General features: G+C 68.5%; 20 protein-coding genes. 7 read left to right on the top strand and 13 right to left on the bottom strand.

The features are described 5' to 3' along the window. Positions 1-350: 350 nt before the first annotated feature. On the top strand, positions 351-770 hold the full coding sequence (locus ACN675_RS09870; protein WP_420750689.1) for a hypothetical protein: 420 nt from the start codon (positions 351-353) through the stop codon (positions 768-770). Between the two features lie 72 nt (positions 771-842). Here ACN675_RS09870 and aroB read toward each other — a convergent pair whose 3' ends face one another. From aroB to ACN675_RS09820, 10 genes are all read right to left on the bottom strand, one after another. Next, positions 843-1952 (bottom strand): 3-dehydroquinate synthase, encoded by a 1110-nt coding sequence (gene aroB / locus ACN675_RS09865; protein WP_420750688.1) that lies wholly within the window; start codon positions 1950-1952, stop codon positions 843-845. Further along, on the bottom strand, positions 1949-2533 hold the full coding sequence (locus ACN675_RS09860; protein WP_420750687.1) for a shikimate kinase: 585 nt from the start codon (positions 2531-2533) through the stop codon (positions 1949-1951). The genes aroB and ACN675_RS09860 overlap by 4 nt, the downstream gene beginning before the upstream one ends. A 5-nt stretch (positions 2534-2538) precedes the next feature. Further along, positions 2539-3726, bottom strand: coding sequence for a chorismate synthase (gene aroC, locus ACN675_RS09855; protein WP_420750686.1), 1188 nt, complete (start codon positions 3724-3726; stop codon positions 2539-2541). Positions 3727-3774: 48 nt separating this feature from the next. Beyond that, the gene (locus tag ACN675_RS09850) at positions 3775-4374 is read right to left on the bottom strand and encodes a prepilin peptidase (protein ID WP_420750685.1); all 600 of its coding nucleotides are present in this window, start codon (positions 4372-4374) and stop codon (positions 3775-3777) included. Positions 4375-4390: 16 nt separating this feature from the next. Next, positions 4391-4879 carry a hypothetical protein gene (locus ACN675_RS09845; RefSeq protein ID WP_420750684.1) on the bottom strand — a complete coding sequence of 163 codons (489 nt, stop codon included), beginning with the start codon at positions 4877-4879 and terminating at the stop codon, positions 4391-4393. A gap of 13 nt (positions 4880-4892) precedes the next feature. Continuing rightward, a complete protein-coding gene (locus ACN675_RS09840) occupies positions 4893-6350 on the bottom strand; it encodes an MFS transporter (RefSeq protein ID WP_420750683.1) in 1458 nt (485 codons plus the stop codon). Between the two features lie 87 nt (positions 6351-6437). Further along, positions 6438-7208, bottom strand: coding sequence for an SDR family oxidoreductase (locus tag ACN675_RS09835; protein WP_420750682.1), 771 nt, complete (start codon positions 7206-7208; stop codon positions 6438-6440). A gap of 27 nt (positions 7209-7235) precedes the next feature. Continuing rightward, complete coding sequence (locus ACN675_RS09830) at positions 7236-7997, bottom strand: crotonase/enoyl-CoA hydratase family protein (protein WP_420750681.1); 762 nt, start codon at positions 7995-7997, stop codon at positions 7236-7238. Between the two features lie 47 nt (positions 7998-8044). Then, positions 8045-9220 (bottom strand): thiolase family protein, encoded by a 1176-nt coding sequence (locus ACN675_RS09825; RefSeq protein WP_420750680.1) that lies wholly within the window; start codon positions 9218-9220, stop codon positions 8045-8047. A gap of 61 nt (positions 9221-9281) precedes the next feature. Further along, positions 9282-10742 carry an aldehyde dehydrogenase family protein gene (locus ACN675_RS09820; RefSeq protein ID WP_420750707.1) on the bottom strand — a complete coding sequence of 487 codons (1461 nt, stop codon included), beginning with the start codon at positions 10740-10742 and terminating at the stop codon, positions 9282-9284. A gap of 163 nt (positions 10743-10905) precedes the next feature. Here ACN675_RS09820 and ACN675_RS09815 point away from each other — a divergent pair, with 163 nt between their 5' ends. The 6 genes from ACN675_RS09815 to ACN675_RS09790 all read left to right on the top strand — a co-directional run bounded on the left by ACN675_RS09815 (position 10906) and on the right by ACN675_RS09790 (position 15661). Next, a complete protein-coding gene (locus ACN675_RS09815; RefSeq protein WP_420750679.1) occupies positions 10906-12126 on the top strand; it encodes a CaiB/BaiF CoA transferase family protein in 1221 nt (406 codons plus the stop codon). Then, complete coding sequence (locus ACN675_RS09810; RefSeq protein WP_197255683.1) at positions 12123-12269, top strand: DUF1059 domain-containing protein; 147 nt, start codon at positions 12123-12125, stop codon at positions 12267-12269. The genes ACN675_RS09815 and ACN675_RS09810 overlap by 4 nt, the downstream gene beginning before the upstream one ends. A 60-nt stretch (positions 12270-12329) precedes the next feature. Further along, positions 12330-13628, top strand: a complete 1299-nt coding sequence (locus ACN675_RS09805; protein WP_420750678.1) for an amidohydrolase family protein — start codon at positions 12330-12332, stop codon at positions 13626-13628. Positions 13629-13721: 93 nt separating this feature from the next. Then, the gene (locus tag ACN675_RS09800; RefSeq protein WP_420750677.1) at positions 13722-14087 is read left to right on the top strand and encodes a PadR family transcriptional regulator; all 366 of its coding nucleotides are present in this window, start codon (positions 13722-13724) and stop codon (positions 14085-14087) included. Beyond that, entirely contained in the window at positions 14087-15436 is a 1350-nt protein-coding gene (locus ACN675_RS09795) for a permease prefix domain 1-containing protein (protein WP_420750676.1), read from the top strand. Before ACN675_RS09800 ends, ACN675_RS09795 begins: the two co-directional genes overlap by 1 nt. Before the next feature lie 21 nt (positions 15437-15457). After that, positions 15458-15661, top strand: a complete 204-nt coding sequence (locus tag ACN675_RS09790; protein ID WP_420750675.1) for a zinc-ribbon domain-containing protein — start codon at positions 15458-15460, stop codon at positions 15659-15661. A gap of 18 nt (positions 15662-15679) precedes the next feature. Here the strand turns inward: ACN675_RS09790 and ACN675_RS09785 are convergent, their stop codons facing one another. The 3 genes from ACN675_RS09785 to ACN675_RS09775 form a co-directional block, all read right to left on the bottom strand. Continuing rightward, positions 15680-16486, bottom strand: a complete 807-nt coding sequence (locus tag ACN675_RS09785) for a crotonase/enoyl-CoA hydratase family protein (protein ID WP_420750674.1) — start codon at positions 16484-16486, stop codon at positions 15680-15682. A gap of 115 nt (positions 16487-16601) precedes the next feature. Then, on the bottom strand, positions 16602-17789 hold the full coding sequence (locus ACN675_RS09780; RefSeq protein WP_420750673.1) for a hypothetical protein: 1188 nt from the start codon (positions 17787-17789) through the stop codon (positions 16602-16604). A 439-nt stretch (positions 17790-18228) separates the two neighbouring features. Further along, positions 18229-20469, bottom strand: a complete 2241-nt coding sequence (locus tag ACN675_RS09775) for an NADP-dependent isocitrate dehydrogenase (RefSeq protein WP_420750672.1) — start codon at positions 20467-20469, stop codon at positions 18229-18231. Between the last annotated feature and the right edge of the window lie 306 nt (positions 20470-20775).

Below are 20775 nucleotides of genomic sequence, written 5' to 3'. Positions count from 1 at the left end.
CGAAGGCGGCGACGAGGACGAAGGCGTCCCCCGAGACGCCTTCGGCGCGAGCCCCCCACAAGGAAACGGCCGGCCCGAGGTCGACCGCACCGCGACGCGGCCAACCGTCACGGGCAGAACCGCCGACTCGACGGAAACGAACAGATGTCGCGTCCGGCACGTCGGCTCCGACCACGCGCCGTGCGCGAGAACGACCCGACGGTGCCGTGCCCCGAAAGCATCCCCAGGCGGAGCCGACCACCACGAATCCGGCCACACGGAAACGCCCCCGAAAGGAGGGTGCCCGCCCGCCCGCGCACCCGCGGGCCGCCTCGCCGATCAACACGCATCAGCCGGAAATCTCATCGACGGTGCGCGGCGGCACTACTGACACCGGGCCTGCCGGCGCTGTCTTCGAGGTGGTGCGTCGATCGCTCGGGGCCGCCGTCGAAGCGTTGGAAAACCGTGTTCACCAGCTCACCGGCGTGCAGAATCGCGGTGACCTGGCGAAAAAGATCCGGAAGTGGATCGACCCGCTTGTCGATGAAGTTGCGCACGGACGCGCGGGCATGAAAGCCGCGCTGGCAGGACTTCAGGCCGTTCTGGCGGGTAAGAATCCGGTGTGGGCTGCGATCAAAGGCCTGGTTGCCGGGTTGAGCCTCGAGGCCAAGATCGGGCTCGTTCTCGTGCTGTCCCTCGCACTCCTGCTCGGGCCGGTGCTGCTCGTGGTCCTCTTGCTGGCACTTCTTGTCGCGGTGGTGGTCGCTGCGGTGCGAACCGGCACCGACTAGCGGCGGATCGGGTCCTCCGGCCGGCCATGGGGCAGTTCAACCGCCCCGTCGCGACCGGAGGACCTTACCGTGTCAGAGCAGCACGGTGCCGGCGTCGGCCTTGCCCTGCTTGGCGACCTCGGAGTAGGCCGCGGCGAGCAGCGTCGGGTCCGGCCCCTCGAGCCGGCCCGGCTTGGCGAGACCGTCGAGGACGACGAACCGCAGCATTCCGGCGCGGTTCTTCTTGTCGGTCTGCATGCCCTTGTGCAGCTCGGCGAAGGCGGCGGCGTCGTAGGTGGTGGGCAGGCCCACCGCTTCGAGGATCGTCCGGTGCCGATCGGCGGTCGCGTCGTCGAGACGGCCGGCCAGCCGGCCCAGTTCCGCGGCGAACACGAGACCGACGGAGACGGCGGCGCCGTGACGCCACCGGTACCGTTCGCGGCGCTCGATGGCGTGGCCGAGGGTGTGCCCGTAGTTGAGGATCTCGCGCAGGCTCGACTCGCGCAGATCCGCGGCGACGACCTTGGCCTTGACCTCGATGGAACGGCGGATCAGTTCCGGCAGGACCGTGCCGGTCGGATCCAGCGCAGCCTGCGGGTCGGCCTCGATGAGATCGAGGATCGCCGGGTCGGCGATGAAGCCGGTCTTGATGACCTCGGCCATGCCGGCGATGATCTCGTTGCGCGGCACGGTCTCGAGGGTCGCCAGGTCCACGAACACGGCGGACGGCTCGTGGAACACGCCGACCAGATTCTTGCCCGCCTCGGTGTTGATGCCGGTCTTGCCGCCGACCGCGGCGTCGACCATCGCGAGCAGCGTCGTCGGAATGTGGAAGATGCGCACCCCGCGCATCCAGGTGCCGGCGACGAATCCGGCGAGGTCGGTGGCGGCGCCGCCGCCGAGCGAGACGATCGCGTCGCTGCGGGTCAGGCCGATGCGGCCGAGCACCTCCCAGCAGAACCCGGCGACCGCGAGGTCCTTGCCGTCCTCGGCATCCGGGATCTCCACGCGGTGCGCGTCGATTCCCTTCTCCGCGAGCACTTCCCGCAACGCCTCGGCCGTCGCTTCGAGCGGCGGCTGGTGGAAGATCGCGACGGTGCGGGTGCTTGCGAGGGTGTCGACGATGTCGCCGAGCAGGCCCCGGCCGATGATCACCGGGTAGGGCTGGGCCGTCTGGACGTCGACGCGTACCGGTTCGGTCACGGTGTGGTGCTCCGCTTCTCTGCGCTGGTGGACGTGGCGCTGGTGGACGTGCTCGCGGTGGCGCCGGCAGCAGCTTCCGCCTCGAGCTTGGTGATCAGGTACTGGACGACGCGGCCCGGACTGCGGCCGTCGGTCCGAACCCGGATGGTCGCGGCCTGCCGGTACAGCGGGCGACGTCGGCGCATCAGTTCTCGGTACTTCTTGGCCGGATCGTCCCCCGCGAGCAGGGGGCGACCGGTGCCCGTGCCGGTTCGGCGCAGACCTTCGGCGATGCTGATCTCGAGGTAGATCACGGTGTGCCCGGCGAGCCGCTTGCGGGTGCGCTCGGACAGGATCGCCCCGCCACCCAGGGAGACGATGCCCTCCTGTTGTGTGAGGGCATCGGCGACGACGCGTTCCTCGATCTCCCGGAACGCCGGCTCGCCGTCCTCGGCGAAGATCTCGGGGATGGTGCGGCCGGTGACGCGTTCGATCTCGGCGTCGGTGTCGAGCAGCGGCAAATCGAGCGCCTGGGCCAGGCGCCGACCGATCGTCGACTTTCCGGCGCCGGGCGGCCCGATCAGTACGGCGCGTGGCCTCATGACAGTCACCGCGGCGGACGCGCCGCGATGCCCTTCATGTAGTGGTCGGCGTTGCTGCGGGTCTCGGCGAGCGAGTCGCCCCCGAACTTCTCGAGCGCGGCCTGCGCGACGACCAGCGCGACCATCGCCTCGGCGACCACACCGGCGGCGGGCACCGCACACACGTCGGACCGCTGGTGGATTGCGACCGCTTCCTCACCGGTGGTCATGTCGACGGTGGACAGGGCACGCGGGACGGTGGAGATCGGCTTCATCGCCGCGCGCACGCGCAGCGCCTCACCGTTGGTCATGCCGCCTTCGATGCCACCGGCGCGGTTCGACGAGCGCAGCACACCGTCCGGGCCGGGCTTCATCTCGTCGTGGGCGGCGCTGCCGCGGCGCCGGGCGGTCTCGAAGCCGTCGCCGACCTCGACGCCCTTGATCGCCTGGATGCCCATGAGGGCCGCGGCGAGCCGCGCGTCCAGGCGGTCGGCGCCGCTGATGAACGAGCCCAGGCCGACGGGCAGCCCGTGGACGACGACCTCGACGACGCCGCCGAGGGTGTCGCCGTCGCGCTTGGCGGCTTCGATCTCGGCGATCATCGACTCTTCGGCGGCCTTGTCGAACGCGCGCACCGGGCTCGCGTCGATGGCCTCGAGGTCGGCGGCGGTCGGCTCCGCACCCACGTACGGGTCGGAGGCGCCGATGGAGATGACGTGGGAGACGACCTCGGCGCCGAACAGCTGACGCAGGAAGTTGCGGGCGACGGTGCCGGCGGCGACGCGGGCCGCGGTTTCACGGGCGCTGGCGCGTTCGAGCACCGGGCGGGCGTCGTCGAAGCCGTACTTGAGCATGCCGGAGTAGTCGGCGTGGCCGGGGCGCGGACGGGTCAGCGGCGCGTTGCGGGCCTGACCGGCGAGTGCCTCGGCGTCGACCGGGTCGGCGGACATGATGGTTTCCCACTTGGGCCATTCGGTGTTGCCGACCTCGATGGCGACGGGGCCGCCGAGGGTGAGTCCGTGGCGCACACCGCCGATGATGGTGACCTTGTCGGCCTCGAACTTCATGCGCGCGCCGCGTCCGTAGCCGAGTCGGCGGCGGGCGAGCTGTTCCGAGATGTCGGTCGAGGTCACCTCGACACCGGCGACCATCCCCTCGAGCATCGCGACGAGGGCGGGACCATGAGATTCTCCAGCAGTTATCCAGCGCAGCACACCGCATATCCTTCCATGCCCGACCGGGTTGTCGTGACGGTGGTCCGCTCAGGCGGCGGTGAGGAGTGCGAGCACGGTGATCGCGCACATCGACGGGCCGTGCGGAACGAGCACCGGCCCATCCCTCGGTCGCCACCTCTGTCCCACCCGCATCACCAGTCCCGCGATGGCGGTGAGCAGCGGTGGACCGACCGCGACGCACAGCCACACCGCCGGTCCTGCCATCCCCGCGGCGGCACCCACACCGACCGCGAGTTTGACGTCCCCGGCACCCAGCGATCGCGGCGAGACGAGGTGGGCGAGCAGCATCGGCCCGGCGAGCAGGCCCGCGCCGACGAGTGCCGCGCGCCCCTGCCCGGTCCCCGCCGCGAGCGCCACGATCGCTGCCGCACCGGGTGCGGTGAGAACGTTCGGGAGCCGTCGCTCGAGCAGGTCGACGGCGCTCAGGCACACGCACCACCAGATCAGCGCGGTGAGTGCGAGGGCCTCGACCGGACCCGGGGCGGATACGGCCGCAACCAGACCCCCGGCCACGCAGGTCGCCTCGCAGACGCCGCGGGCCGGCGGGCGCCCGGAGAGCCGGGACGTCAGGTGTCGAGCTCCGAGTCCGGCGACGAGTCCGGGCGCGGCACACAACGCGATGTCCATGGGCGCAGCGTGCCGGTTACAAGATCGCCGATCGACCTCGTCGGGTGGGAAAGCCCGAATCTGTGGATGGATCGGGCGGGTGTGGACAACTCCTCTCCGGGGAGAAGATCCCTCGGTTCCCTCCCGCTTCCCTCTGCGCCTCTTCTCTCTGCGCCTCTTCCAATGCCCTCTCGAGCTCCCCGAGTGCCCTCTCCGCCTCCTTCAATGTCCTCTCGTAATCCCCGACGAACCGGAACATGAGGTAGTAGCGGACGACCCTGATGATCAGCGCCACCGCCCCGAAGACGACCGACACACACCACCACCAGCCTCCGAGCACCCCCTGCAGGAACAGGGATGCGGCCATGGCAGCGACACACCCCCACTCGACACGAATCGCCCGCCGAGCCTTGTCCTGATCGACCACACGTATCGGCCTCGATGTCCCCATCCACACATCCCCCTCGCCGCCGTCGGCGATCATCACTACATCCGGCGACCATGCGCCGTGCGCACCGTCGTTCACGACATATCTTCGTTCAGGACTCGGGCCTGGAGACGTCCGGCTGTACCGCCGGTCCGGTGACGTCGCAGTGCGGCTTGCACGCCACCGAATCCGCGGGCACCGCGGCGGCCGGTGCGGGAATGAGGGCGGCCGCGAGGACCGCACTGACCGCGAGCAAGCCGGCGCAGATCAGCATCGCGATGTCGAACCCTCGGTCGAACGTGGCCGCGTCGGTGAGGGCCGCACCCCCGAGCCCGGCGAGCCCGGGCAGCGCCGCGACGGCGAGCAGCTGGCTGGTGCGGGCCACCGCGTTGTTGACCCCGGACGCGATCCCGGCTCGTGCGACCGGCACCGCACCGAGCACCGCCGCCGTCAGGGGTGCCACCAGCGTCGACAAGCCGAGACCGAACACGACGACGGCGGGCAGCACGTCCCGCAGGTAGGTCGCGTCCGCGTCGATGCGCAGCATGAGCAGCAACCCGACCGCCGCGACGGCGGGTCCCACCGTCATCGGTCCGCGCGGACCGTGTCGCTGGGCGTAGCGACCCGCCCGCGAGGACAGCAGCAGCATCAGGACGGTGATCGGGATCGTGGCCGTGCCTGCCAGGATCGGCGAGTAGCCGACGACGAGTTGCAGTTGCAGCACCAGCAGGAAGAACACGCCGCCGAACGCGGCGTAGACGGTGAACGTGACCAGGTTCGCGGCGGTGAACAGCCGGGAGACGAACAGATCCGGCGGGATCAACGCGACCGGGGAATGCCGCTCGACCAGCACGAACGCCGCCAGCACCGCGATGCCGACACCGGCGACGACGGGCTGCGCCTCGATCAGGCCGTAGGTCACCAGACCCAGCCCGACCGCACCCAGGACCGCGCCCGCGACGTCGAGCCGATCCGGTGGCGACGGGTCGCGACTCTCCGGCACGTGACGGACCGACACCCAGACGACGACGGCGGCGAGGGGCAGATTCAGCAGGAACACCGACCGCCAGCCCGCGACCTCCACCATCCAGCCGCCCAGCAGCGGACCGACGGCACCGGCGACCCCGCCGAAGCCGGACCACAGGCCGATCGCGGCGCCCCGGTCGTCGTCCCGGATGGTCGCCGAGATCAGCGCGAGGGATCCCGGCGTGAGCAGGGCCGCACCCACGCCCTGCAGGATTCGCGCGATCACCAGCGTGGTGACGTTCGGTGCGACTCCGCACAACAGCGACGCGGCCGCGAACCACACTGTGCCCCAGACGAATACGCACCTTCTCCCCCACCGGTCACCGAGTGCGCCGCCGAGCAGGATCAGCGACGCCAGGGTCAGCGTGTAGCCGCTGAGTACCCACTGCATGCCGGCGACACCGGATCCGAGGTCGGCGGCGATGCGCGGCAGCGCGATGTTGACGACGGTGCCGTCCAACAGGGCGAGGCTCGAGCCGAGCACGGTGGCGATGACGACCCACCGGCCCCGGCGGGTGTGCAGACCGACGGTCGCCTCAGCCATCTGTTCATGGTGCCTGCCTCACCGACACCCCGCAGTCGATCCCGAGGTCCGGGCGGCGCCCCTCGTCGCCGCCCGGACCTCGGCGCCCTACTTCGGCTGGAATCGCTGCGCACCGTCGAGGCGCACCACCTCGCCGTTGATGTACGGATTCTCGAGCAGGTGCTGCGCGAGGAAGGCGTATTCGTCCGGGGTCCCGAGCCGCTTCGGGAACGGCACCGATTCGGCGAACTTGGCGAGCTTCTCCTCGCCGAGGAACTCCATGATCGGGGTGCGGACGGTCCCGGGTGCGATGCTGTTGAGGCGGATGCCGACCGCGCTGAGGTCGCGGGCGCCGGTCAGGGTCAGGGCGTTCACGCCGCCCTTCGCCGCGGCGTAGGCGGACTGTCCGATCTGCCCCTCGTACGCGGCGATCGAGCTGGTCATCACGATCGCGCCGCGCTCCCCGTTCGGCTCGGGGTCGAGCTTGGCGATCTTCGCGGCGGCCAGTCGCAGGACGTTGTAGGTGCCGCTCAGGTACAGCGCGATGGTGTCGGTGAATCCCTCGAACGTGTGGGGGCTGCCGTCCCGGTTGACGACCTTCTCGAGCACCCCGAATCCGCCGTGGGCGATCACCGCGTACCGGAGTGTGCCGAGGTCGTCCGCGGCCGCCAGCGCCGCCTCGATGCTCGCGCTGTCGAGGACATCGGTCCGCACGTACACGGCCTTGTTGCCCAGTTCCTCGGCCAGCGCGCGGGCCTTGGCGTCGTTGACGTCGGCGATCACGACGGCCGCGCCGGCACCGTGCAGCCGGCGCACGGTGGCTTCGCCGAGACCGCCGGCGCCACCGCTGACGAGGACTACTTCACCTTCGAAAGACACAGTTCCTCCAGGGGTTGTGGTGTGCGCTCAGGCGCCGGTCCATTGCGGTGCGCGCTTCTCGGCGAAGGCCAGCGCACCCTCCTTCGCGTCCTGCGAGGTGAACACCGGGACGATGAGCTCGAGCTGCTTCTGCCACATCTCGTCGTCCGACCAGCCGCGCGATCTGGTCATGATGTCCTTGGTGACCGCGACCGCGAGGGGTCCGTTCGCGGTGATCCGATCGGCCAGGGCGAGCGCCTCGTCGAGGGCCTTGCCCGGCTCGGCGAGCACGTTGACGAAGCCGTACCCGTGTCCCTCCTCGGCCGTGAAGCTGTCGCCGGTCAGCGCGAGTTCGAGGGCCTTCTGATAGGGGATGCGCCGGTGCAGCCGCAGCAGCCCACCGCCGCCGGCGACCAGGCCACGTTTGACCTCGGGGATCCCGAACTTCGCGGTCGTCGACGCGACCACCAGATCGGTCGCGAGCACGAGTTCCGTTCCGCCCGCCAGCGCGTATCCCTCCACCGCGGCGATGATCGGCTTGCTCGGTGGTCGTTCGGTGAAGCCCATGCCACGGCCTGGGATCGCGACGATCTCGCCGGCCGCGAACGCCTTCAGGTCCATACCCGCGCAGAAGTTGCCACCCGCGCCGGTCAGCACCGCCACCGACAGTTCGGGGCTCTCGTCGAGTTCGTCGACCGCGTCGGCCAGACCCCGACTGACAGCCAGGTTCACCGCATTGCGCGCGTCCGGCCGGTTGATCGTGATCACCAACGTGCGTCCGCGGTGTTCCCGCAGCACTTCGTCCGACACCGTTTGCCTCCCAATGAGTTTCGTGGCGAAGAATTTCGTGGGTTTTCTCAGACCTCGACGACGACCGCGCCGCCCTGCCCGCCGCCGGCACACATCGCAGCGACCCCGATTCCGCCGCCGCGGCGGCGCAGTTCGTAGAGCAGGGTGGTGACCATGCGGGCGCCGGTCGCGGAGATGGGATGCCCGAGGCTGCAGCCACTTCCGGAGAAGTTCACCCGTTCCTCGTCGAGCCCGTACTCGCGGCACGCGGCAATCGGCACCGACGCGAACGCTTCGTTGATCTCCCACAGCGTCACATCCGACGCGGCCAATCCCGCCCGGTCGAGGACCTTGCCGATCACTGCGACCGCGCCGAGCCCGGTATCCCGCGGGGCCAGGGCCGCATTCGCCCACGCCCGGACCCTGCCGAGCACCTCGAGCCCCTCGGAGGCGGCGTAATCTCCGGCGACCAGCGTCACCGCGGCCGCGGCGTCGTTGATGCCGCTGCTGTTGCCGGCCGTGACGGAGAAGCCCTCGATCTCCGGATGGAGCACCGGCAGCGACGCGAGACGTTCGAGGGTGGTGTCGCGGCGCGGGTGCTCGTCGACCGCGAAGTCCAGTACCGAACCGTCGGGCCGCTGCACCTTGATCGGCACGATCTCGTCGACGAACTTCCCCGCGTCGATCGCGGCGACGGCACGGCGATGCGAACGTTCGGCCCAGGCGTCCATCTCCTCGCGGCTGATCCCGACCGCCTGCGCGGTGTTCCAGCCGACGGTGATCGCCATGTCGAGGGTCGGCGCGTCCGGCGTTTCCGGGTGCGACGGCGGCATCCACGGCTCCAGGAACTCGAGATTCGAACCCGGCACGCGCCATTTCATGATCGGCGAGGTCGACAGGGACTGCACACCACCGGCCACGATCACCCGTTCCATGCCCACGCCGATGTGTGCGGCCGCGTTCGAGATGGCGGTGAGGCTGCCTGCGCAGTGCCGGTTGACGGCCTGCCCGGGCACCGTGGTCATGCCCGCGGCCACCGCCGCGTGGCGCGCGAGATCACCACCGCCGTAGTTCAATTCGGCGAAGATGACGTCGTCGACGTGGGACGGATCGATGCGGGCGCGGCGCACCGCCTCGGTCAGGACGGTCTCGGCGAGGGTCTCTGCCGGCACGTCGACCAGCGCTCCCTTGAAGGACCGGGCGATCGCGGTGCGGGTGGCGCCGACGATGACGGATTCGACCATGTGTGTCGCCCTTTCGGTGACGTGCCGACGGGGCCGGCGGGTAGGCGTTCGCTTCTGCTGTTCACTGACGCGGCATGCGGCAGCCGATCGTCTTCGTTTCGAGGTACTGCTGGAATCCTTCGAGCCCGCACTGGCGTCCGACGCCGCTGTTCTTGAAGCCGCCGAATGGTGCGTCGGCGCCGTAGAACATGCCGCCGTTGACGCCGATCGCGCCGGTCCGGATGCGCCGCGCGACGGCCATGCCGCGCTCGGTGGACCCGGACAGCACCGCCCCGGCCAGGCCGTAGTCGCTGTCGTTGGCCAGACGAATCGCTTCGTCGTCGTCGGCGAACGGGATCATGACCAGCACCGGGCCGAAGATCTCCTCGCGGGTGATCGCCAGGCTCTGGTCCTCGCAGACGAACACGGTCGGTTCGACGAAGAAGCCGCCCGCCAGCTGCGGCGGCAGGTCGCACACCGCTCCCCCGCCGGTGACGATCCTCGCCCCGCCGCCGACCGCGCGATCGCACGCGTCGAGCACGCGGTCGCGCTGGGCGGCGCTGACGACGGGACCGACCAGCGTGTCGGGCAGTGCCGGATCACCCACCGGCACCGACGCGTACATCACGGCCACGTCCTCGACCAGGTCGTCGAACAACGAGCGGTGCACGAGCATCCGACTGGTCGCCGCGCACGCCTGACCGGCGTGCACACACACGCCCACCGCGCTGCGCAGCGCCGCGGCCGGATCGGCGTCGTCGAGGACGACGAGCGCGGATTTGCCGCCCAGTTCCAGGAAGGTGCGTTTCATGGTGGCCGCGCCGTCGCGCACGATGGTGCGGCCGACGGCGGTGGAACCGGTGAAGGAGATCAGGTCGACGCGTGGGTCGGAGACCGGCAGCGCGGCGACCCCGGTCGAGTCGGTGGTGACGACGTTGACGACCCCGGCGGGAATGTCGGTGCGCTCGGCGATGATCCGCCCGATGCGGGTGGCGTTCCACGGAGTGTGCGGATCCGGTTTGAGAACGACGGTGTTGCCGGCGGCGAGCGCCGGACCGAGCTTGTTGAGGATCACCTCGATCGGGAAGTTCGACGGGGTGATCGCCGCGACCACCCCGACCGGTTCCTGCACCACGGTCCGCACGTTGCGGGCACCGAACAGACCGCCGCCGTCGAGGACGCGTTCCCAGGGGTAGTCGTCGATCAGGTGGGCCGGGTAGCGCAACGCCTCGGCCAGCGGCCAGTCCAGTTGCGCGGTGCCGGTGGTCATGACCGGGCAGCCGGCCTCGGCGACGAGTTCGTCACGCAGATCGTCGTGTTCGGCATCGAGTCCGGCCTGGAGCTGGTCGAGACACCGGGCCCGCAGGGGCCGGTTCGTGGACCAGTCGGTCTCGTCGAAGGCCCGGCGCGCGGCGGCGATCGCGCGGTGCATGTCCTCGGGTCCGGCCGCCGCGGTGGTGCCGAGCACCCGGCCGGTGGCGGGGTCGAGGTTGTCGTAGACGGCGCCGGAGACGGCATCGACCAGTGTGCCGTCGACGAGCATCCGACGTTCGGCGCGTTCGGCCACCCGAGAATGCCGCTTCGGTTGTGGTGCGATCCGCGTCCCGATTTCGCTCACGTACCCCCCGTTCGCCATCCTGGATGATTAACTGTAAACGTTACCGTATAGTTCCTCAACACACCGTCTGGAATCGGAAGGGGAACCGATGTCGGGTCTGCTCCAGGGCATTCGCATCGTCGAGTTGGCATCGTGGACGTACGTCCCCAGCGCCGGTGCGGCGCTCAGCGATTGGGGGGCAGAGGTCGTCAAGATCGAGGACACACGCGGCGGCGATCCCTGCCGCTACCTGAACATCGGCGGCCTCGATCCGGCGCAGTCGCGGGTCGACGCGAACTTCATGATGGAACTCGGGAACCACGGCAAACGCAGCATCGGGGTCGACATCAAATCCGAACGGGGCCGGGACATCCTGCGGCGCCTGATCGAACGCGCCGACGTGTTCCTCACCAACTGGCTGCCCGCCGCACTCGAGCGCGCCGACCTGTCCGTCGAACGCATCCGCGAGTTCAACCCGAACGTCATCGTCGCGCGCGGCAGCGGGCAGGGCAGCCGCGGACCGGAACGCGACCGCGGCGGCTTCGACGCCGCGAGCTACCTGGCCCGCGGCAGCGTCGCCTACGCCCTGACCCCACCGGATGCCGAATACCCGGTGACGCAGACGCCCGCGTTCGGCGACCTGCAGGGCGGCATCACCCTCGCCGGCGGGATCGCCGCCGCCCTGTTCCACCGGGCCACCACCGGCCACGCTCCCGTCGTGGACAGTTCCCTTCTGTCCCAGGGTGTTTGGGCCATGGCACCGGACATCGCCGCGGCGGATTACTACGGCATCGACCGGATCCCGGTCGGCAATGCGGGCACGGCGCCGAATCCCGCCGTCAACCGCTACCGGACCCGCGACGGCCGGTGGATCCAGCTGGTGTTCCTGCAGGCCGACCGGTTCTGGAAGGGCTTCTGTGAACGCATCGGCCGGCCCGACATGGCCACCGACGAACGGTTCGTGCCGCTGGCGAATCTGGTTGCCAACAAGGAGACCGCGACCGCGGAACTGCGCCGCACCTTCGCCGAACGCGATCTCGCCGACTGGCAGAAGATCCTCGCCGACGAGCCGGGCGTCTGGGCGACCCTCGCGAGTCCCAAGGAGGTGCTCTCGGATCCGCAGGTCGTCGCGAACGGCTACCTCATGACCGTCACGGACGCGGCGGGCCGCGAGTACCGCACCGCAGCCGCACCCGTCCAGTTCGACGAGACCCCACCGCCACCCCGCCGCGCCCCCGAGTACGGCGAGCACACCGAGGAGATCCTGCTCGAACTCGGATTCGACTGGGAGGACATCATCGCCGCCAAGGAAGCCGGAGCCGTGCTGTGAAACGACATCTCACCTGCCCCTGCGGGGAATACCTCACCGGCGCCGACGAGGACGAACTCGTGGAGAACGCACGCCGGCATCTGGCCGAGCAGCATCCCGGGCACGACTACGACCGCGAGCAGATCCTCTTCATGGCCTACTGACCCGCTTTCAGAAGCAGCACGACTGTCCCCCAACATCTTCCGCCGCCGAGGAGCGTCGACGTGAACAAGAACGACATGATCCTGATCAGCGTGGACGATCACATCATCGAGCCACCCGACATGTTCGACAACCACCTGCCGAAGAAGTACGCCGCCGACGCCCCGAAGCTCGTCCACACCCCGGACGGCGCCGACATGTGGAAGTTCCGGGACACGGTGGTGCCCAACGTCGCGCTCAACGCGGTCGCCGGTCGCCCCAAGGACGAGTACGGGCTCGAACCGGACGGGCTCGACGAGATCCGGCCCGGCTGCTTCGACGTGCACGAACGCATCAAGGACATGAACGCCGGCGGCATCCTCGCGTCGATGAACTTCCCGTCCTTCCCCGGGTTCGCCGGCCGGTTGTTCGCCACTGAGGACCCGGACTTCTCGCTCGCGCTGGTGCGCGCCTACAACGACTGGCACATCGACGAATGGTGCGGCGCGTACCCGGGGCGGTTCATCCCGATGGCGCTGCCGGTGATCTGGGACGCCGAACTGTGCGCCGCCGAGGTGCGGCGGTGCGCCGAGAAGGGCGTCCATTCGCTCACCTTCACGGAGAATCCGGCCGCGCTCGGCTACCCGAGCTTCCACGATCCGTTCTGGAATCCGCTGTGGAAGGCGCTCGTCGACACCGACACGGTGCTCAGCGTGCACATCGGGTCGTCGGGGCGGCTGTCGATCCCGGCCGTCGATTCCCCGCCGGACGTGATGATCACGCTGCAACCGATGAACATCGTGCAGGCCGCGGCCGATCTGCTGTGGTCCCGGCCGGTCAAGGACTACCCGGACCTGAAGATCGCGCTGTCCGAGGGCGGCACCGGGTGGATCCCCTATTTCCTCGAACGCCTCGACCGGACCTACGAGATGCACTCCACGTGGACCCTGCAGGACTTCGACGGCAAGCTGCCCAGCGAGGTCTTCCGCGAGCACTTCCTCACCTGCTTCATCAGCGATCCGGTCGGGGTGCGGCTGCGCCACGACATCGGGATCGACAACATCGCGTGGGAGTGCGACTACCCGCACAGCGACTCGATGTGGCCCGACGCTCCCGAGGTCCTCTCGTCGGTTCTCGTACGCGAGAACGTGCCCGACGACGAGATCGACAAGATGACGCACCTGAACGCGATGCGCTGGTACTCGTTCGATCCGTTCACACACGTCCCCCGTGAGCAGGCGACGGTCGGCGCGCTGCGCGCTGCAGCCGCCGGGCACGACGTGAGCATCCAGCCGCGCAGCCACAAGCACACCCCCGCCGAGGACAAGCTGACGGCGTTCCAGGCGCAGATCAAGGCGGCCACCGCGCACACCGCGTCCTGACCGACGCTCCCTCCCAGCGGCGGGTAGTCGTCCCTCATACCTAGATCTGCTAGGGTCACCGTTATCCATAGCACCGCTAGGTATGAGGGCGACATGTTCATCGAGAAAGACCTGGTGGCCGCCTCGGCCACCCCGCTCGTGCTCGGCATCCTCGCCGAAGGCGAGTCGTACGGGTACGCGATCATCAAACGCGTCAACGAGTTGTCGCAGGGGCAGATGCAGTGGACGGACGGGATGCTGTACCCGCTCCTGCACCGCCTCGAGCGGGCGGGACACGTGTCCGCCACCTGGCGCGTCGCCGACAACGGGCGACGCCGCAAGCACTACGCCCTCACCGACGCCGGCCGGAACGTGCTCGCCGAACGGGCGGCGCAGTGGACCGTCGTCGCCGACGCGCTGCAGCAGGTGTGGCAGTCGGCCCAGTTGCCTCCCACCGCCGCCGCGACGGGGTGGTCGTGATGACACTCGACGCGCATCTCGAATCCCGCATCGCCGGCTGGCGCAACTATGTCTCCGACCGGCAGGTGATCTCGTCCGCGGACATCGACGAGATGGAAGATCATCTGAGAGAACAGATCTCGGACTTCGTCTCGGTCGGACTGACCGACGACGAGGCGTTTCTCATCGCGGTCGGCCGGATGGGCGGTGTCGACGAGATCTCCCGGGAGTTCGCCCAGGAACATTCCGACCGGCTGTGGAAGCAACTCGTCCTCACCCCGGATGCCGATGAGAAGTCGGGTGCTCTGCGCCGCCCCAGGGAACTCGCGGTCGTGCTCGCGTGCGCGCTCGGCGCCGGACTCGCGGTCCGGGCCGGAGTCGAGTGGCTGACGGAGTCGGCACTCGTGCGCAACGCCGCACTGCTCGTCCTGCCGTTCCTCACCCTGTACTTCGCGTGGAAGCGCGGCATGGGCCCGGGAAGGACTGCGGCACTCGCCCTCCCGTTCGCCGCGGCGGCGGTCGTACTCAACGCGTTCCCCTTCGAACCGGGTGGTGTCACCGAGATCATCGCGGCGATCCACGCCCCCGTCGCCCTGTGGTTCGTGGTGGGAGCCGCCTACGTCGGAGGCGACTGGCGTTCCCACCGCCGACGCATGGACTTCGTGCGCTTCACTGGGGAATGGGCGGTGTATCTGGCGTTGCTCGCCCTCGGTGGCGGCGTACTGATGGGGTTGACGGCGGGAGCCTTCAGCGCCCTCGGGATCGACGTCGAACCGTTCTTCGAGCAATGGATCCTGCCGTTCGGCCCGGCGGGAGCGATCGTCGTCGCGGCGTGGCTCGTGGAGGCGAAACAGCAGGTCGTCGAGAACATCGCACCCGTCCTCACCCGGGTGTTCACACCGATCACGATCGTCATGCTGGCCGCGCTGTTCGTCGCGGTGATCGCGTCCCGCAGTGTCGTCACCGTCGATCGCGACCTGCTGATCCTCATGGATCTGATCCTGGTGCTCGTGCTCGGGCTGCTGCTGTACTCGATCTCGGCCCGGGACCCGCACGCCGCGCCGGACGTGTTCGATCTGCTCCAGGTCGTGCTGATCGCGGCGGCCCTCGCCGTCGACCTGCTGATGCTCACCGCGATGGCCACGCGCATCGCGGAATTCGGGGTCACCGCGAACAAGGTCACCGCGCTCGGCCTGAACCTCGTCCTGATGGTGAACCTGGTGTGGGCCGCTCGGCTCGGCGTCTCGTTCCTCCGGGGGCGGGCCGGTTTCGCCGCGGTCGAAAGGTGGCAGACCCGGTATCTCCCCGTCTACTGCGGGTGGGCCGTGCTCGCAGCCGTCGCGATTCCGCCGCTGTTCCGATTCGTGTGAGCGTCGCTCTATGCTCGGGCGATGTTCCTTCTGTTCGGATTCGGCACCAAGCGGCAGAACCTCGGCCCAGGACGGATCCGAACCTGCCCGCGCTGCAACAACACGACGCAGTGGGCACGGGTCCGGGAATTCCAGCAGTTCACCCTGTTCTTCGTTCCCGTTGCGCGCTGGAAGCGCCGGCATTTGGAGCAGTGCGGCATCTGCGGCGCTGCCGTCGCAATCTGATCCGCAATCGGACCGAAGTCAGTCCGGATCCACGAAGACGGGTGCGCGCCCGGCCTTCCCCGCGGTGACCGCCTCGATCTGATTGGGCGACCCCATCAGCTCGACCTGCAGTTCGCTTTCGAGCATCAGAGCGGACGCCGGATCCGAGCCGGTCCAGGTCTCCTCGTAGAGACGCTTGGCGGCCTGGACCGCATGCGGGGACTTCCCGGCGATTTCGCGAGCCAACTCCGATGCCGCGGTGAGCGGGTCGTCCACGACGTGGGTGACGAGACCGAGCTCCTTCGCCTCGGCACCCGTGATGATCCGCCCGGTGAAGGTCAGTTCCTTGGCGACGTCGAGGCCGACGAGTCGGGGCAGGCTCTGCGTGATGCCCATGTCGGGAACGAGGCCCCACTTGACCTCCATGATCGACAACCGCGCATCCGGCGTCGCGAATCGAATGTCGGCGCCCAGCGCAATCTGCAGTCCACCGCCGAAGCAATTTCCGGTGATCGCGGCAATCACCGGGGCCGGAACACGGGACCAACCGTAGGCCACACGCTGGCCGTGGCCGGCGACCTGACCGTCCTCACGCGCCAGCAGATCCCGCGGGCCCGTGCCCTTTCGATCCGCGAGACCGGTGATGTCGAGGCCGGAACAGAAGCTCTTGCCGGCACCGTGCAACACCACGGCGCGGACACTGCGGTCGGCGGCAAGCCGCGTAGTGGCGTCGACCAGCGCATCGAACATCGCCGGATCCAGGGCGTTGTGCTTCTCGGCTCGATCCAAGGTGACCGTCGCGACCCCGAGTTCGTCGACGTCGATACGAACCCTGTGCTCACTCATCCGAACCGAACCTCCTGTGCGGGCGCCGTTCGGGCGTTCGAGGAACGGCGCCCGAGATCGTGCAGCGACTGTACAAGACGACGTCCGCCGGGGATCGACACGACCGCGACGGCCGTCACAGGCGACCGGACGGTAGGCGCCCCGCGGTGAAGTCCGCGACCTGGTCCGCGGTGAACGGCGGGTCGAGCAGGTCGGCGCGCTGGGCGTAACACCGGAACAGGTCCGTGATGTAGTGCATCCGGTCCGGAAGGTCGGACCAGTCGCGAACCGCGGTGTCCCGCACACTGTCGGGACTCGGGTCCACTCGGGCGAGGAAGGCCCGAAGTTCGGGGTCGACCAGTTCCGCCAGCTGGGGCGGGAACGTCGCCGGCAGGTCCTCGGACAGGTCGAGCACGCCACCGTCCGGCAGACACAGGACCATCAGGTGCTCGGTGACGGCACGGCGCACCAGGCCGCGGACGCGCTCGGTCAACTGCTCCGCTGCCAGCCGCACCGGTGTGCGCCGGCCCAGGACGGTCAGCAGGGCCAGGCGGGGCCACTTCAGAATCGGGTTGTCCGGCAGCAACAGGTACAGCAGCCGTCGTTCCAGGTCCCGTGGATCGAGGATCGGCGCCTCCAACGCCGCGGTGATCTCCGGTTGCAGTCGGGTCTGTTCGTGCAGGCCGATCTCGAGGTTGGCCAGGAGCAGCAGCTCGGCGCGCTCTTTCTCGTCGGTGCCGAACATCGCCTTGTGGTACCGAGTGAATGCGCGGCGCAGGTAGTCCTGTCCGTCGGGTGGTTTCCCGGGCCGCAACGCGGCGCAGAAGTCCGCGATCCTCCGCTCGTCGAGCACCGTGTCCTGTGCGAACTCGGCCAGGAACCGGGCGAATTCGCGGGCGATCTCCGCGAACACCTTCAGATTGCCTCGCGCCGCGGCGTCGCTGACTTCGTCCAGGCGTGCCGCCCGCACGATCACCGTGCGCACCGTCTGTTCGACCACCGCGTGTCCAGGGAACGCCCAGCGCAGTGCCCGAACCATCAGATCGATCCCGGCGTTCGCCTCGGGTGACGCGGCCAGTGCTCGTTCCAGGGCATGCGTCAGGTCTTCCTGCCGAATCGTCCGACCGACCTGCTTGGACGCCCACACGGCGAACGTGCACCAATTCGCGTGACCATCGGTCCGTGAAGCGAGCGAGCGCGACAGCAGATGGTAGGCGTGGGTGATCCGCAGGTTGCGAATGACCGGCTCGGCCTGCCCGGCGATCGCATCGATGTCGGCTACGGTCGGCGCCGCACGGACTTCGCGTGGACCACGAGGACTCATGACACCCCCACTCGATCTTTGCGACCTTCCCAGTCTGACCTCGAAGGGAGCATCTGAACAGAGCACGCCGTCAGCACTGGCCCGTCGTGATCCGACTCGAATGCGAATCGCGTAGTCGTCCGGCGGACCGCATTGCGACCGCCTCGACCAACGAGAAGTCATGCGGTGGATTTGGGCACCCGTCCTCAGCGGAACCGATCCGATGATCGACAAACTTCGTCAATTCAATTCTGATCGGCGTGATTTCGTGCCGATGCCGGCCGTCGCCCGCGTAGTACGCGAGCAGGTCGACCGGCCCTCCGTTCAGGGGCCACCGCCGACCTCCCCTCTACCCGCGCATTCCTGGGCTGCTCGACCATCTCGCGGTCACACCCGACCGTGGAGTGGCGGACCTTGCTCACAAGGATGCAGGTCCGCTTCTCACGGTTCGGGTTCCGGACTAGCGGCTGGCTGCCGCCAGCGCGGTGTTCAAGGTCTTACTCGGCCGCATCACGGCCGCGGTCTTGTCGCTGTCCGGCTTGTAGTAGCCGCCGATGTCGACCGGCGCGCCCTGCACCTCGATCAGCTCCCGTACGATCGTCTCCTCGTCCCTGGCCAGCGCCTCGGCCAGCGGGGCGAACTGTTCCGCGAGCTCCTGGTCCTCGGTCTGCGCGGCCAGCTCCTGCGCCCAATACATCGCGAGGTAGAACTGGCTGCCCCGGTTGTCGAGCTCGCCGGTCTTGCGCGACGGGCTCTTGTTCGTCTCCAGCAGCTTGCCGGTCGCTGCATCGAGCGCCTTTGCCAGGATCTCGGCGCGCTCGTTGCCGGTCTTGAGCCCGAGGTCCTCCAGGCTTACGGCCAACGCCAGGAACTCACCGAGCGAATCCCAGCGCAGGTGGTTCTCCTCCACCAACTGCTTGACGTGCTTGGGCGCCGACCCGCCGGCACCCGTCTCGTACAGGCCGCCGCCCGCCATCAGCGGCACGATCGACAGCATCTTGGCGCTCGTACCCAGTTCGAGGATCGGGAACAGGTCGGTGAGGTAGTCGCGCAGGATGTTGCCGGTCGCGGCGATGGTGTCCAGCCCGCGGATCAGCCGCTCCAGCGTGTACCGCATCGAGCGCACCTGCGACATGATCTGGATGTCGAGACCCTCGGTGTCATGCTCCTGCAGGTACAGCTCGACCTTCTTGATCAACTCGTTCTCGTGCGGGCGGTACGGGTCGAGCCAGAACAGGACCGGCATACCGGAGTTGCGCGCCCGGTTGACCGCAAGCTTGACCCAGTCGCGGACCGGTGCGTCCTTGACGGTGCACATGCGCCAGATATCGCCGGCCTCGACGTGCTGGGTGAGCAGCACCTCACCGGTGTCGGCATCGACGAAGTTGGCCTCGCCCTCCTCCGGAACTTCGAAGGTCTTGTCGTGCGAGCCGTACTCCTCGGCCTTCTGCGCCATGAGCCCGACGTTGGGGACGGTGCCCATGGTCGTCGGGTCGAAGGCGCCGTTGGTCTTACAGAAGTTGATGATCTCCTGGTAGATGCGCGCGAAGGTGGACTCCGGCATGACCGCCTTCACGTCCTTGGGTCTTCCGTCGGCGCCGTACATCTTGCCGCCCGAGCGGATCATCGCGGGCATCGAGGCATCCACGATGACATCGCTGGGTGAATGGAAGTTCGAGATGCCGCGGGCGGAATCGACCATGGCCAACTCGGGACGGTGCTCATGGCAGTTGTGCAGGTCCTGCTTGATTTCGTCCCGCTGCGTGCTGGGCAGCGTCTCGATCTTGTCGTACAGGTCGCCGAGACCGTTGTTGACGTTGACGCCCAGTTCGTCGAACAGCTCCTGATGCTTGGCGAAGGCGTCCTTGTAGAAGGTCTTCACCGCGTGGCCGAAGACGATGGGATGCGAGACCTTCATCATCGTCGCCTTGACGTGGAGGGAGAACATCACGCCCGTCTTGCGCGCATCCTCCATCTGCTCCTCGTAGAAGTCGAGCAACGCCTTCTTGCTCATGAACATGCTGTCCATGATGTCGCCCTTCCCCAGGTCCACCTCGGGCTTGAGGACGATCGTCTCGCCACCCTCGGTCACCAGCTCCATCCGGACCTTGCGCGGCCGGTCCAGCGTCATCGACTTCTCGCCGTGGTAGAAGTCGCCGTGCCGCATGTGCGCGACGTGGCTGCGTGAGGCCATCGACCACTCGCCCATGCTGTGCGGGTGCTTACGGGCGTACTCCTTCACCGCCCGGGGTGCGCGCCGATCGGAGTTGCCCTCACGCAGGACCGGGTTGACCGCACTGCCGAGAATCTTGCCGTAGCGCTCCCGGATGGCACGCTCCTCGTCCGTCTTCGGGTTGTCCGGGAAATCCGGCACCTGGTAGCCCTTGTCCTGCAGTTCCTTGATGGCGGCCAGGAGCTGCGGCACCGACGCGCTGATGTTGGGCAGTTTGATGATGTTGGTGTCGGGCAGTTGCGTCAGACGACCCAGCTCGGCAAGGGTGTCCGGGACGCGCTGCTCTTCCGTGAGGTGCTCGGGGAACTCGGCCAGGATCCGCGCCGGCACCGAGATGTCGCTGGACTCGATTTCGATGCCCGCGGCACCAGCGAAGGTACGCACGATCGGCAGGAAGGCGTAGGTCGCGAGCAACGGTGCCTCGTCGGTCAACGTATAGATGATGGTCGACTGCTTATCGGCGCTCATTTTGTCTCGTCTCCCACGTCAGTTCGGTCCGCTTTTCGAAGTGCACCGCGTGCGGTATTGCACCGAGTATCAGGTTACGTGCGAGAGCGCAAGAACCATATTTACCCGCCGGTAGCCCGAACTCCGCTACCAGGCTCCGACGGCCAGCTGGACGCTCCACCGTGAACGTCATGGCCGCTCGCGACAAAGAACGCCGCAGTCCAGCGCGCCACCGCTCTGAGGCGAGCGAGCGAGACAGCTGGTGGTAGGCGTGGGTGATCGGGAGGTTGCGAATGAGCGGCTCGGTGCGCCCGGCGATCGCGTCGA

The organism is Rhodococcus sp. O3 (assembly GCF_048897285.1).
Classification (GTDB): domain Bacteria; phylum Actinomycetota; class Actinomycetes; order Mycobacteriales; family Mycobacteriaceae; genus Rhodococcus.
The sequence above is the reverse complement of the archived record's forward strand: the minus strand, read 5'-3'. Positions and strand labels throughout refer to the sequence as shown.